This is a genomic window from Mesorhizobium sp. M0276 (genome assembly GCF_040321755.1).
In the GTDB taxonomy this organism is placed as follows: domain Bacteria; phylum Pseudomonadota; class Alphaproteobacteria; order Rhizobiales; family Rhizobiaceae; genus Mesorhizobium.
Genome location: NZ_JAMYSC010000019.1, coordinates 54,502 through 67,668, shown reverse-complemented (window position 1 = coordinate 67,668; position 13,167 = coordinate 54,502). Strand labels below are relative to the sequence as shown.

The 13,167-nt window shown below is 62.5% G+C and carries 15 protein-coding genes; 3 read left to right on the top strand and 12 right to left on the bottom strand.

Annotated features, from left to right (window positions below; all coding sequences use genetic code 11):
* Positions 1–43 precede the first annotated feature (43 nt).
* The gene (locus NKJ01_RS16775) at positions 44–1,327 is read right to left on the bottom strand and encodes a cystathionine gamma-synthase family protein (RefSeq protein ID WP_352729505.1); all 1,284 of its coding nucleotides are present in this window, start codon (positions 1,325–1,327) and stop codon (positions 44–46) included.
* A 121-nt stretch (positions 1,328–1,448) separates the two neighbouring features.
* Between NKJ01_RS16775 and NKJ01_RS16770 the strand changes: the two genes are divergently transcribed.
* Positions 1,449–1,907: an Lrp/AsnC family transcriptional regulator gene (locus NKJ01_RS16770; protein WP_352729503.1), complete on the top strand. Its 459-nt coding sequence runs from the start codon at positions 1,449–1,451 to the stop codon at positions 1,905–1,907.
* A 48-nt stretch (positions 1,908–1,955) separates the two neighbouring features.
* On the opposite strand, the gene NKJ01_RS16765 is transcribed toward NKJ01_RS16770, so the two are convergent.
* From NKJ01_RS16765 to NKJ01_RS16745, 5 genes are read right to left on the bottom strand one after another with little or no spacing between them, the layout of a single operon-like run.
* Positions 1,956–2,927 (bottom strand): ABC transporter substrate-binding protein, encoded by a 972-nt coding sequence (locus tag NKJ01_RS16765; RefSeq protein WP_031259518.1) that lies wholly within the window; start codon positions 2,925–2,927, stop codon positions 1,956–1,958.
* A gap of 41 nt (positions 2,928–2,968) precedes the next feature.
* Positions 2,969–4,123 (bottom strand): ABC transporter permease, encoded by a 1,155-nt coding sequence (locus NKJ01_RS16760; protein ID WP_352729501.1) that lies wholly within the window; start codon positions 4,121–4,123, stop codon positions 2,969–2,971.
* Positions 4,120–4,998, bottom strand: a complete 879-nt coding sequence (locus tag NKJ01_RS16755) for an ABC transporter permease (protein ID WP_352729499.1) — start codon at positions 4,996–4,998, stop codon at positions 4,120–4,122. The genes NKJ01_RS16760 and NKJ01_RS16755 overlap by 4 nt, the downstream gene beginning before the upstream one ends.
* On the bottom strand, positions 4,999–5,532 hold the full coding sequence (locus NKJ01_RS16750) for an endonuclease domain-containing protein (RefSeq protein WP_502905886.1): 534 nt from the start codon (positions 5,530–5,532) through the stop codon (positions 4,999–5,001).
* Positions 5,525–6,316: an ABC transporter ATP-binding protein gene (locus NKJ01_RS16745; protein ID WP_023756958.1), complete on the bottom strand. Its 792-nt coding sequence runs from the start codon at positions 6,314–6,316 to the stop codon at positions 5,525–5,527. Before NKJ01_RS16745 ends, NKJ01_RS16750 begins: the two co-directional genes overlap by 8 nt.
* 131 nt (positions 6,317–6,447) lie before the next feature.
* On the opposite strand from NKJ01_RS16745, the gene NKJ01_RS16740 reads away from it, so the two are divergent.
* Complete coding sequence (locus tag NKJ01_RS16740) at positions 6,448–6,852, top strand: cupin domain-containing protein (RefSeq protein ID WP_023756957.1); 405 nt, start codon at positions 6,448–6,450, stop codon at positions 6,850–6,852.
* Between the two features lie 29 nt (positions 6,853–6,881).
* On the opposite strand, the gene NKJ01_RS16735 is transcribed toward NKJ01_RS16740, so the two are convergent.
* From NKJ01_RS16735 to aptA, 6 genes are all read right to left on the bottom strand, one after another.
* Positions 6,882–7,259, bottom strand: a complete 378-nt coding sequence (locus NKJ01_RS16735) for a hypothetical protein (RefSeq protein WP_352604259.1) — start codon at positions 7,257–7,259, stop codon at positions 6,882–6,884.
* Positions 7,260–7,275: 16 nt separating this feature from the next.
* Positions 7,276–7,644, bottom strand: a complete 369-nt coding sequence (locus tag NKJ01_RS16730; RefSeq protein WP_352729496.1) for a hypothetical protein — start codon at positions 7,642–7,644, stop codon at positions 7,276–7,278.
* Positions 7,645–7,646: 2 nt separating this feature from the next.
* A complete protein-coding gene (hydA, locus tag NKJ01_RS16725) occupies positions 7,647–9,098 on the bottom strand; it encodes a dihydropyrimidinase (protein WP_352729494.1) in 1,452 nt (483 codons plus the stop codon).
* Between the two features lie 64 nt (positions 9,099–9,162).
* Complete coding sequence (locus tag NKJ01_RS16720; protein WP_352729492.1) at positions 9,163–10,413, bottom strand: Zn-dependent hydrolase; 1,251 nt, start codon at positions 10,411–10,413, stop codon at positions 9,163–9,165.
* A 4-nt stretch (positions 10,414–10,417) separates the two neighbouring features.
* The gene (locus tag NKJ01_RS16715; protein ID WP_352729490.1) at positions 10,418–10,837 is read right to left on the bottom strand and encodes an endonuclease domain-containing protein; all 420 of its coding nucleotides are present in this window, start codon (positions 10,835–10,837) and stop codon (positions 10,418–10,420) included.
* Between the two features lie 139 nt (positions 10,838–10,976).
* Entirely contained in the window at positions 10,977–12,305 is a 1,329-nt protein-coding gene (gene aptA, locus NKJ01_RS16710) for an omega-aminotransferase AptA (protein ID WP_023756951.1), read from the bottom strand.
* 226 nt (positions 12,306–12,531) lie between these two features.
* Here aptA and NKJ01_RS16705 point away from each other — a divergent pair, with 226 nt between their 5' ends.
* Positions 12,532–13,167 carry a TetR family transcriptional regulator C-terminal domain-containing protein gene (locus tag NKJ01_RS16705; RefSeq protein ID WP_023756950.1) on the top strand — a complete coding sequence of 212 codons (636 nt, stop codon included), beginning with the start codon at positions 12,532–12,534 and terminating at the stop codon, positions 13,165–13,167.

The following is a 13,167-nucleotide window of genomic DNA, read 5'->3' as shown; positions in this document are numbered from 1 at the left end:
GGAATCCGATCCTTGCCCTTCCCGGATTCCAGGGAATGACCCGTCAGACCGCCGCCAGCGCCTGCGTCAGGTCGGCGATCAGATCGTCCGGGTGCTCGACACCGATCGACAGCCTGACCGTGGTCTCAAGCACGCCGATGCGCTGGCGCACCTCGTAGGGAATTCCCGAATGGGTCATGGCCGCGGGGTGACTGGCCAAGGATTCCGTTCCGCCGAGGCTTACCGCCAGCTTGAAGATCTGCAACCCGTTGAGGAAGGCGAAGGCCGCCGTCTCCCCGCCCCTGATGTCGAAGGAGAAGGTCGAGCCGGCGCCACTGCATTGCGCCCTGTAGACGCGGCCCGCTGGCGTATCCTCGCCCAGGAACGGCAAATAATGTACCTTCTCGACCTTCGCATGATCGCGCAGGAATTCGGCGACCAGGCGCGCATTGTCGTTGGCCCGCTCCATTCGGATCGACAGCGTCTCCAGCGACCGGCCGAGCATCCAGCAGGAATGCGGGTCGAGCTGCGTGCCGATCGCGCCGCGAAGCGCCTTGATGGGCTTGGTGACCGCCTTGCTGCCCATGGCGGCGCCCGCGATGAGGTCGGAATGGCCGCCGACATATTTGGTCAGCGAATATACCGAGACATCGGCGCCATGTTCGATCGGCCGCTGGAAAACCGGGCCGAGCAATGTGTTGTCGCAGACGACGATCGGCGTCGACCCTTGAGCCGTGCCAATCTCGTCGGCGATCGTCCGCATCAGAGCGATGTCGACCAGGCTGTTGGTCGGATTTGACGGCGTCTCGATCAGGATGACCGATACGCGGCCCTTCGCGATGGCCGCGTCGGTAGCCGCGCGCACTGCCGTCTCGTCGACGCCGTCGGCGAAGCCGACAGCGCCGATGCCGAGACCTGAAAGCGTGCGCGTCAGAAGCGTCTCGGTGCCGCCATAGAGTGGCTGCGAATGCAGGATGACGTCGCCCGGACGGGCATAGGCTAGCAGTGTGGTGGCGATCGCCGACATGCCTGACGAAAACAGGATGCAGGCATCCGTCGCTTCATAGATCGCCAGCCGGTCCTCGACGATCTCGCTGTTGGGATGGTTGAAGCGCGAATAGACCAGGCCGGACGCGGTACCGCTCGGCGGCTCCTTGCGGCCCGACGTGTAGTCGAAGAAGTCGCGTCCCTCTTCCGCTGACTTGAAGACGAAAGTCGAGGTCAGGAATACCGGTGGTTTGACCGCGCCCTCCGAAAGCTGCGGATCGAAACCATAGCTCAGCATCAGCGTCTCCGGATGGAGCTTGTGGTTGCCGATATGGGTTTTCGATGGGCGTGGCGCGGTCATGTCTTTTCTGCCTTATTCGAGGAGTGTCGCAGCAATTTATGCGATCCTGATCCGCCAGTCCTTGCTATTCTTCGGCTCGCATGGCTGCATTCCCGCAACAAATCGCCTGGAGAGACAGAAAGTGCAGCAGAAAGTAGCCGATGATTTCGACCGCAGGATCCTGCGTGAGCTGCAGGCTGATGCCCGCATCACCAACAACGAGCTTGCCGAACGGATCGGCTTGTCGCCATCGCCTTGCCTTCGGCGGGTGCGGCGGCTGGAGGAAACCGGCGTCATCAGGGGCTACACCACGCTGGTCGACCCCTCAGCCTTCGGCTGGAGCATGGTCGCCATCGCTACCATCCGGCTCAGCCGCCAGAACGAGGACGAGATCGTGATGTTCGAGGATGCGATCCGCGGCTGGGAAGAGGTCCTGGAATGCCACCTCGTCACCGGTTCGCGCGACTATGTGCTGAAGGTGGTGACCGGAAGCCTCGAGCAGTACGAGCGCTTCATCAAGGAAAAGATCGCGCGATTGAAATGCGTCGCCTCGATCGAGACCAGCTTCGTCATGAACACCATAAAGGAACGGCGCCTCTGACACTTCTGCCAGAGGCGCCGTTCGAGATCGAGATGTTGCCAGCTAGGCTTACTTGACCGCCTTGTCGGTGATGGCGGTGGTGTAGGCGCCGGTCGGCTCCTTGGTGATGATCTTCTGGTCGAGCAGCGCCTTGGCGGTGCGCTCGTAGGTTGCCGGATCGAGCTTGCCGTCGGCATTGTCGATCAGCTTCGCGACTTCGCTCATCATCCGCTTCTGGTGGTTTTCGTCCTGGCCGCCGCCGTCCATGACGATGCTCGCGGCTTCGTCATTGTGGTCGATGGCGTATTTCCAGCCCTTCATCGAAGCGCGCACGAAACGCACCATCTTGTCCTCGAAGGCCGGATCCTTGAGCTTGTCTTCCGACGCATAAAGCCCGTCCTCGAGCAGGTCGTTGCCCATCGCCGAATAGTTGAACACGGTCAGCTGTTCGGGCTTGTAGCCGGCGTCGATCAGCTGCCAGTACTCGTTGTAGGTCATGACCGAGATGCAATCCGCCTGCTTCTGGATCAGCGGCTGCACGTCGAAGCTCTGCTTCAGGACGGTGACGCCGTCCGGACCACCATCGGTCTTGAGGCCAAGCTTGTTCATCCAGGCGTAGAACGGATATTCGTTGCCGAAGAACCAGACGCCGAGCGTGTGGCCCTTGAAGTCGGCTTCGGTCTTGATCGGGCCGTCCTTCGGGCAGACCAGCTCCATGCCGGCCTTCTTGAACGGCTGGGCGATGTTGACCAGCGGCACACCCTTCTCGCGGGCGGCCAGCGCACCGCCCATCCAGTCGACGATGACGTCGGCGCCGCCACCGGCGATCACCTGCTCGGGGGCAATATCGGGACCGCCCGGCTTGATGTCGACGTCGAGGCCTTCGGCCTCGTAGAAACCCTTGGCCTTGGCAACATAGTAGCCGGCAAACTGGGCCTGCGTGACCCATTTCAGCTGCAAGGTCACCTTGTCGGCGGCCATTGCCTGGAAAGCGGCTAGCGACATCGCGCCGGCCAGAACTGGAATAACAAGTCTTTTCATGTTTTTACCCTCTGAAGTTAGCACCCTTAAACCCACCGCCCCTATCCACCACGGACAGAGGGATGCCAAAACGTGACGGCTCTTTCGACAAGAGCGACCACGCCATAAAAGACCGAACCCGCAAGTGCTGCAACTGCGATTTCGGCCCAGACCATGTCGATGTTCATCCGCCCGACCTCGGTCGAGATGCGGAAGCCCATGCCGACGACAGGCGTACCGAAGAACTCGGCGACGATGGCGCCGATCAGCGCCAGCGTCGAGTTGATCTTCAGCGCGTTGAAGATGAAGGGCGCGGCTGCCGGCAGCCTGAGCTTCAGCAATGTCTGCCAGTAGCCCGAAGCATAGGTGCGCATCAGGTCGCGCTCCATATGACCCGAGGCGGCGAGACCGGCGACCGTGTTCACCAGCATCGGGAAGAAGGTCATGATGATGACCACCGCCGCCTTGGACTGCCAGTCGAAGCCGAACCACATGACCATGATCGGTGCGACGCCAATGATCGGCAGCGCCGAGACCATGTTGCCGATCGGCAGCAGCCCGCGCCGTAGGAACGGCACACGGTCGGCGAGCACCGCGGCGATGAAGCCGGCGCCACTGCCCACGACATAGCCGAAGACAACCGCCTTGAAGATGGTTTGACGGACGTCGGCGCCGAGTACAGGCAGCGAACCGGCGATGCGCACGCCGATGGCGCTGGGCGGCGGCAACAGGATGAAGGGGATGCCCGCGCCTCGCGTCACCGCTTCCCAGATGATCAGGATCCAGGCGCCGAAGATGGCTGGGATGATCAGGCGCAACCCCGTCCGAGCCCAACTGGCGAAAGGGCGCAATGACGACAGCACCGCCACGCAGCGCCAGCCAAGCAGCCATGCGGCCGCGAGCAGCAGGAAATTCGGCGCCAGTGCGGTGCCCTCAAAACCGGTAATGCCCGATATCAGCAGCCAGGCGATCAGGTGAGCGCCGACAAAGAGCACCATCGCTTCAGCAAGGGGCGGAATCCTGGTCATTGAGATCAGCGCCGCCAGTATGGCCAGGCCGAACATCAAGCTTTTGGTTCCGAGATAGGGATAGTTGATGCTGACCGTTGGGTCCGCAAGCGCAGCCGCCTCCGGCTTCGACATCGCACCAAGCGCGACCGCGATCAGGCACAGCACAATGGCCAGCAACGCTTGCCAGGAAGGTTTCAGCCAGTTCATGCCGGCCTCCCGCCCATGGCGCGATCGACGATGCGCCCGGCGATGCCGACCACCATGACCAGAAGCGCGGCCACCACCGAGCCGGCGACCAGCGCCGACCAAATGTCGATGGACTGGCTGTAGTAAGCGCCGGCCAACAGCTTGGCGCCGATGCCGGCAACAGCGCCGGTCGGCAGTTCGCCGACGATGGCGCCGACCAGGCTTGCCGCCACCGCCACCTTCATCGAGGTGAACAGGAACGGCACCGAGGCCGGCACACGCAATTTCCAGAAGGTCTGCGCACGGCTGGCGTTGTAGGTGTGCATCAGGTCGAGATGCATGATCTCGGGCGAGCGCAGGCCCTTCACCATGCCCACGGTCACCGGGAAGAACGACAGATAGGTCGAGATCATCGCCTTCGGGACCAGGCCGGTGATGCCGACCGCCGCCAGCACGACGATGATCATCGGCGCCACCGCCAGGATGGGAATGGTCTGCGAGGCAATGATCCACGGCATCAGACTGCGATCGAGCGTCGCCACATGCACGATACCGACCGCAATGATTATGCCGAGCGCCGTGCCGAAGGCAAAGCCAAGCAGCGTCGACGACAGCGTCACCCAGGCATTGTAGACGAGGCTGCGACTAGAGGTGACGGGCCGCAGGAACGTGTTTTCGAAAAAATTCACCGCCACCTGATGCGGCGCCGGCAGCGTCGGCTTCGGCTGCGCCAACGTGTTGGCGATGAACTCGCTCAAGGCAGGTGATTCACCGGCGCGGCGGTCGAGATCGCGCTGGAACGGTGTGTTGAGGATGACGGCGAAAACATACCAGAGGACGACGACGCCAGCGAGGATCGAGGTCACGGGAATGAGCTTGTCGCGGAAAGTGTCCATCTAGCGAACCTCGCCAGGTACGCGCCCTCCTCTCCCCGACGGGGAGAGGGTGGCCGGAGCGAAGCGGAGGTCGGGTGAGGGGGTAGAAATCTTTCCGTCCAGGCAAGCCAAGATCGTATCCAGGACCGCTCGACGTTCGGCCAAAACCTCATGGTTCCAGAACCGGAGAACCGAATAACAATGGCCATTCAGCCAAGCTGTTCTGGCCGGATCGGTTGGTGAATCCGCGTGTTGGCTGCCGTCGAGTTCGACAATCAGGCCCATCTCACGGCAAACAAAATCAGCGATGAATGGCCCAAGCGGCACCTGCCTCACAAATTTGTAGCCGTTGAGGTGACGGCCCCTCAGTTCTCCCCAAAGCCTGTACTCGGCTTCGGTCTCGTCAAACCGCAGCTTTCGGGCGCGCTCGGTTGCCCCGACCTTTCTTTTGGTCGGATCTGTCGGTGCCGCCCCCTCACCCGACCTCCGCTTCGCTCCGGCCACCCTCTCCCCGTTGGGGAGAGGAGGAACCTCATCCTTCGCCACTTCAATCATCATAACTATGCCCTGCCCGCAGCCCGTCGCGGACTCGCGCGGCGATCGCCAGAAACTCCGGCGTCTCGCGGATATCGAGCGGCCGTTCTTTCGGCAGCGTCGATTCAATGACATCGCTGACGCGGCCCGGACGCGGCGACATGACGACGATGCGCGTCGACAGATACACCGCTTCGGGAATGGAATGGGTGACGAAGCAGATGGTCTTGTTGGTCCGCCCCCACAGTTCCAGCAATTGCTCGTTGAGATGGTCGCGCACGATCTCGTCCAGAGCTCCGAACGGCTCGTCCATCAGCAGCAGGTCGGCATCGAAGGCCAGCGCGCGAGCGATCGAGGCGCGCTGCTGCATGCCGCCCGACAGCTGCCAGGGATATTTCTTCTCGAATCCTGAGAGGTTGACGAGATCGAGCGTGCGCTTGATGCGTTGCGCCTGCTCCGCCTTGGACAGGCCCATGATCTCCAGTGGCAGCCCGACATTGCGCTCGATGGTGCGCCAGGCAAACAGCGCTGCCGCCTGGAAGACATAGCCATAGGCGCGTTTCTCGCGTGCCTGTTCTGCTGTCATGCCGTTGACCGAAATCGTCCCCGAGGTCGGCTTCTCCAGATCGGCGATGACGCGCAGCAGCGTGGTCTTGCCGCAGCCCGAGGGCCCGATGAAGGAGACGAACTCTCCCTTGCCGATGGTGAGATCGACATTGGACAGCGCCTGCACCGGGCCGTCACTGGTCTGGAAGGTCAGTCCGAGTTTGCTGGCCGCGACGACGGCTGGCGAAATCCCTGTCATCGGCTGCCGCCCGCCTGGTCCCGTCCCCGCAGCGCCGGCTGGAATCCGATTGCTTTTATTGCGATGTTGTTTTCCACTCGCCCTGTCCCATTGGTCTTGTCCCACACTCAATCGACGCCCGGAGTTTCCCGATGTCGCCCAAACCCACTTGTCACCTTATCCGCCCTGAAAGCACTTATGAAGGCAAGCAGGGATTGACCTATTTCGCCGGCATCGCCGCCGAAACCGTCGGCGCCTCCGGCATCTGCATGCACGTCCTCACCATGCCACCCGGCGCCCGCGCCAAGGCGCACATGCATGAGAGCCATGAAACGGCGATCTATGTCCTCTCCGGCGAAGTCCATACCTGGTATGGCGACCGGCTTGAGCATCATATCGTCGTCAAGGCTGGCGACCTTTTCTACATTCCCGCCGGCGTGCCGCATTTGCCGGCCAATCTGAGCGGCGCCCCGTCTTCGGCCGTCATTGCCCGCACCGATCCCAACGAACAGGAAAGCGTCGTCCTGTTGCCGGAACTGGATGCGCTGGTCGCCTGAATCCGACGGCATCGATAGGAACTTGCGCGTCATCGGCACCGGGAAACTTCCCCGTACACAGTGCCATCCTCATCCGCGATCACCAGCTTCTTGGCGTTCTTGGGACTGCGCTTGATGGTGAACTGTATCGGCGACTGACCATCCCCGCCGTCTGCCTCGCACATTGACTTTACCACCAGCGAACCGTCAGCCTGCGTCTTCTTGTCGGTAAAGGTGCAGGCGTTGGTCGCGGTGATGAATTCCGTAGCGTTCAGCAGCAGCATGTCTTCCGCATAGACTTTCTGGCCGTTCTTGTTGATGCAACCGGACTTGTTGCCATAGGGCTTGGACAGATCGATGCCCGCCGCCGAAACTTGCCCCGCAGCCAGCACGAGAACCATCGCGACAGATAGACCAAAACCACGCATGCTCACCCCCAAAACGTCACAAACATGATTGCAGCGGCCCCATTTCCTCAAGGCCGGGGATGGTGACAAAGAAACCATCCTCTCCCTTGTTGGTGACCACGACGGTTTCGACGGTCCTTCCTGCCTCGCCTTCGGCAGAACAGGTCGAAATCAGTGATTGTTCACCCAGCACCGGCTTCAATTGATGCGCGAACCGGCAGCCGCTGCCATAGGTCTCGATGCCTTCGGCGGTCAGGACGATATAAGCGTCACTGTCCTGATAGCCGACCTTGAGGCCGGCACACCCGACATCATTGCCCCAGGAGCCGGCCAGCACGCCGCCTGCTGCCGGGCCGGAGACAATTGCCGCCAGGACCAACGAAAAAAGCGCGGCCGAACGCGCCAAGCTCAAACCCCGGTCGCCGGGATACCGGTGCGTTCCACCTTGCGCGGCGCGGAAATCTCTTTCCACGTCGACAGCGCCCGGTTGACCGCCGCATTCGGCTCGCGAGCGACGAACTCGCCATGGCCGGGCTTGGCCTTGACCTCGGCCTCCTGGATCGACAATTCGCCGCGGGAGAAGACGAAGCGCGGCAGGCCAGTCACCTCGAACCCTTCGAAGACGTTGTAGTCGATCACCGACTGCTGCTTTTTCGACGTGATCTTCTTCTTGGCGCCGGGATCCCAGACGACGATGTCGGCATCGGCGCCTTCGACGATGGCACCCTTTTTCGGATACATGTTGAGAATCTTGGCGATGTTGGTCGAGGTCACCGCGACGAACTCGTTCATCGTCAGCCGGCCGGTGTTGACGCCGGTGGTCCATAGAACCGGCATCCGGTCTTCCAACCCGCCGGTGCCGTTCGGGATCTTGGTGAAATCACCGACGCCGTTGCGCTTCTGCTTGGTGGTGAAGGCACAGTGGTCGGTCGCCACCACCTGCAGCGAGCCCGCCTGCAGGCCGGCCCAGAGCGAGTCTTGGTGGAGCTTATTGCGGAAGGGCGGACTCATCACGCGGCGCGCCGCATGGTCCCAGTCCTTGTCGAAATATTCACTCTCGTCGAGTGTCAGATGCTGGATCAGCGGCTCGCCGAACACCCGCATGCCCTTCTGCCGCGCCCGGCGGATCGCTTCGTGGCTCTGCTCGCAGGAGACATGCACGACATAGAGCGGCACGCCCGCCATATCGGCGATCATGATGGCGCGGTTGGTCGCCTCGCCCTCGACTTCCGGCGGCCGCGAATAAGCATGACCCTCGGGACCATTGTTGCCGGCGGCAAGCAGCTTCTGCGACAGGGCGGCGACCACGTCGCCGTTCTCGGCATGCACCAGCGGCAGCGCGCCGAGGTCGGCGCAGCGCTGGAACGACGCATACATCTCGTCGTCGTCGACCATCAGCGCGCCCTTGTAGGCCATGAAGTGCTTGAACGAGGTGATGCCCCTGTCGACGACGGTGGCCATCTCGTCGAACACCTGCTTGCCCCACCAGGTGATCGCCATGTGGAAGGAATAGTCGCAGGATGCCTTCGAGGTCTTGTTGTCCCACATCTGCAAGGCTTCGAGCAGCGACTGCTTCGGCGCTGGCAGGCAGAAATCGACCACCATCGTCGTGCCGCCGGCAAGGGCTGCCCGCGTGCCGGATTCGAAATCGTCGGCCGAATAGGTACCCATGAACGGCATTTCGAGATGCGTATGCGGGTCGATGCCGCCCGGCATGACGTAGCAGCCGGTGGCGTCGAACTCGTGGTCGCCATGCAGTCCCGCGCCGATGGCGACGATCTTGCCGTGGCTGAACAGCACATCGGCCTTCCACGTGCGGTCGGCGGTGACGATGGTGCCGTTCTTGATGACTTTGGTCATTTTCGTGTTCCCTTGTTCTCTTCGCGCTTCTTTGCGAGCGGCGTTTGGAAAGTAGTTTCTAAGCTCACTCCACGATGACAGCCGTCTCCACCACGGCATGGAACAAAACGTCGGCGCCGGCGCTGGCCCATTCCTTGGTGATCTCCTCGGCCTCATTGTGGCTCAGCCCGTCGACGCAGGGGCACATCACCATGGCGGTCGGCGCAACGCGATTGATCCAGCAGGCGTCATGGCCGGCGCCGGAGACGATGTTGCGGTGGGAATAGCCGAGGCGTTCGGCGGCATCGCGGATCGCCTTGACGCAACCGGCGTCAAAGGTGACCGGATCGAAAGCGCCGACCTGTTCGATCTCGTAGCGGATGTCGAGCGCCTCGCAGATCGTGTCGATGCCTTCGCGGATGCGGCCGTCCATGGCGTCCAGCACTTCCTTCTCGGGCGAGCGGATATCGATGGTGAAGACGGTGCGGCCGGCGATGATGTTGCGCGAGTTGGGATAGACCTCCATGTGGCCGACCGCGCCGACGGCGTCGGGCTGGTAGTCCATGGCGATCTCGTGCACCAGCTCGATCACGCGTGCCATGCCGAGCCCGGCATTGCGGCGCTTTGGCATCGGCGTCGAGCCGGTATGCGCTTCCTTGCCGGTCAGCGTCACCTGCAGCCATTTCAGGCCCTGGCCGTGGGTGACGACACCGATGTCGATGTCTTCGTCCTCAAGGATCGGTCCTTGCTCGATATGCAGTTCGAAGAAAGCGTGGATCATGCGGTCACCGACCTTCTCGGTGCCCTTCCAGCCGATGCGTTCGAGCTCCTCGCCGAATTTTTTCCCCTGCTGGTCGGTGTGCCCGTAGACATCGGCCTGGTCGAGCACGCCGGCGAACACGCCGGACGCCATCATCGCCGGCGCGAAGCGCGCGCCCTCCTCGTTCGTCCAGTTGGTGACGACGATCGGATGTTTGGTCTTGATGCCGAGATCATTGAGCGAGCGCACCACTTCAAGTCCGCCCAGCACGCCGAGCACGCCGTCATATTTGCCGCCGGTCGGCTGTGTATCGAGATGGCTGCCGACATAGACTGGCGGCAGGCTGGGATCGGTGCCTTCTCGGCGGGCAAACATCGTGCCCATCTCGTCGACGCCCATTTCGAGCCCGGCCGCATCGCACCAGCGCTTGAACAGATGCCGGCCCTCGCCGTCCTCGTCGGTCACGGTCTGGCGATTGTTGCCGCCGGCAATGCCGGGGCCGATCTTCGCCATCTCCATGATGGAATCCCACAAACGATCTGAATTGATTCGCAGATTCTCGCCGGGTGCGGCCATTTTTCTAAAACCTTATCGATTGCGGTTCGCCAGCGTCCCCCTCCCCCTCGAGGGGAGGGTGGCCGCGAAGCGGTCGGGTGGGGTCGGCTGACATATGCTCAACCTTCCCCTTGACCACCTGTGCGACATGCCAAGCGCTATTTATGACATCGGGCTCGTCAACGCGAAAGACGTCGAACCCGAGCGAGCGGAGATAGGCATCGCGGACGGCATCGTGCCGTTTACCCCTCTCGTGTTCGTGCAGATCACCATCGACCTCTGCGACCAGCTTTACGGCGAAGCACGCGAAGTCGACGATATAAGGCCCGATCGGGCACTGGCGGCGGAACTTGATGCCCACCGACTTCAGCTCCCGCAGTTCATACCACAGCAGGGATTCGCCCTTGGTCGCGTGAACTCGAAGCGCGCGCGCCTTCTGGCGCATTTCGAAACTCACGCGGGTACGGGGCATCAGGAGCGACCTCGCAGCAAAAGATCAGGTCGGCGCACTGCCGCACCGACCCCACCCGACCGCTTCGCGGCCACCCTCCCCTCGAGGGGGAGGGATATCCGCGTCCAGTTCTTCAATCGATCGCCCTCAGCACTTCCCGGACATGGTCGATCAACTCGTTGATCTGGCCCTTGGTGATGATCAGCGGCGGCGACAGCGCGATGATGTCGCCGGTGGTGCGGATCAGCGCGCCGCGCTCGAACGCCTTGACGAAGGCGGAGAAGGCCCGTTTGGTCGGCTGGCCGGCGATCGGCGCCAGCTCGATCGCTCCGATCAGGCCGATGTTCCTGATGTCGATGACGTTCGGCTCGCCCTTCAGCGAATGCAGTGCGTCTTCCCAGTACGGCGCCAACTCCTCGCCGCGGGTGAGCAGGCCCTCTTCCTTGTAGGTGTCGAGCGTGCCCAGAGCGGCTGCGCAGGCGATCGGATTGCCCGAATAAGTGTAGCCGTGGAAGAACTCGATCATGTGCTCGGGGCCGGTCATGAAGGCGTCGTGGATTTCCTTCTTCACGAACACCGCTCCCATCGGGATGACGCCGTTGGAGACGCCCTTGGCGGTGGTCATGATGTCGGGCGTGACGCCGAAGTAATCGGCGGCGAACGGCGTGCCGAGACGGCCGAAACCGGTGATGACCTCATCGAAGATCAACAGGATGCCGTGCTTGGTGCAGATCTCGCGCAGCTTCTGCAGATAGCCCTTCGGCGGCAGGATGACGCCGGTGGAACCGGCGACCGGCTCCACGATGACGGCGGCGATGGTCGAGGCGTCATGCAGGGCGACAATGCGCTCCAGTTCGTTGGCGAGTTCCGCGCCATGTTCCGGCACGCCCTTGGTGAAGGCGTTCTTTTCCGGCAGATGCGTGTGCGGCATATGGTCGACGCCGCCGAGCAGCGTGCCGAACATCTTGCGGTTGGTGACGATGCCGCCGACCGAGATGCCGCCGAAATTGACGCCGTGATAGCCGCGCTCGCGGCCGATCAGGCGCGTGCGCGAGCCCTCGCCCCTGGCGCGGTGATAGGCGATCGCCATCTTGAGCGCGGTTTCGACCGATTCCGAACCGGAATTGGTGAAGAAGACATGATCCATGCCCTTGGGCGCGAGGTCGACCAAGCGGTTGGCCAGTTCGAAGACGATCGGGTGGCCCATCTGGAAGGCGGGCGCATAGTCGAGTTCGGCGGCCTGATGCTGGATCGCCTCGGTGATCTTCGGCCGGCAGTGGCCGGCGTTGACGCACCACAGGCCGGCGGTGCCGTCGAGCACCTTGCGGCCGTCGCTGGTCGTGTAATGCATGTCCTTGGCGGACACCATCATGCGCGGCGCCTGCTTGAACTGCCGGTTTGCCGTGAACGGCATCCAAAATGCGCTGAGATCGTTCGGCGTGACTTTCAGCCGGTTGGACATGACCAAGACTTCCCCTTGTAACCTGTTTCGGTGCGCCCAACGCTTGGTCTTTGCCGCGTTTTCATGCTACGCAAATTTTGACCGATTGGACAAACGTTAGCACCGCCCTGCCGGCGGTCAAGGGATTACTAGCGGAAATGCAGCACCTGAAGTGCGTTCCACAGGCTAGGGAAAAACTGGTCCAGAGAATTGGTCCAGATGACGCTCAACACGAGGGCTTGCAAGGGTGACCACCGGGACGGACGCCCCTCGCCGGACCCGCATCCAGCAGGAAAAGCGGGAACTCATCCTGGAGGCGGCGCTCGAGGTGTTCTCCACCAACGGTTTCCGTGGTTCGACCATCGACCAGATCGCCGAAGCCGCCGGCATGTCGAAGCCGAACCTGCTCTACTATTTTCGCCGCAAGGAAGACATCCACGAGACGCTGATGCAGCGCCTTCTCGACACCTGGCTGGCGCCGCTGCGCGAGTTGGACGACATTGGCGATCCGCTGACCGAATTGCGCAGCTATATCAGGCGCAAGCTGGAGATGGCGCGCGATTTCCCGCGCGAGAGCCGGCTGTTCGCCAACGAGATCCTGCAAGGCGCGCCGCGCATCATGCCGCTGCTGGCCGGCGAGTTGAAAACGCTGGTCGACGAGAAGGCCGTCGTCATCAAGGGCTGGATGCGCGCCGGCAAGATCGCCCGCACCGACCCCTGGCACCTGATCTTTTCGATCTGGGCAACGACGCAGCACTATGCTGACTTCGACGTCCAGGTCCGCGCCGTGCTCGGGCCGAACCGCGGCGGCGACGGCCGCTTCGAGGACGCGGCGAGGTTCTTGGAGCAGCTGTTCCTCGACGGGCTCAAGCCAAAGGGCTGA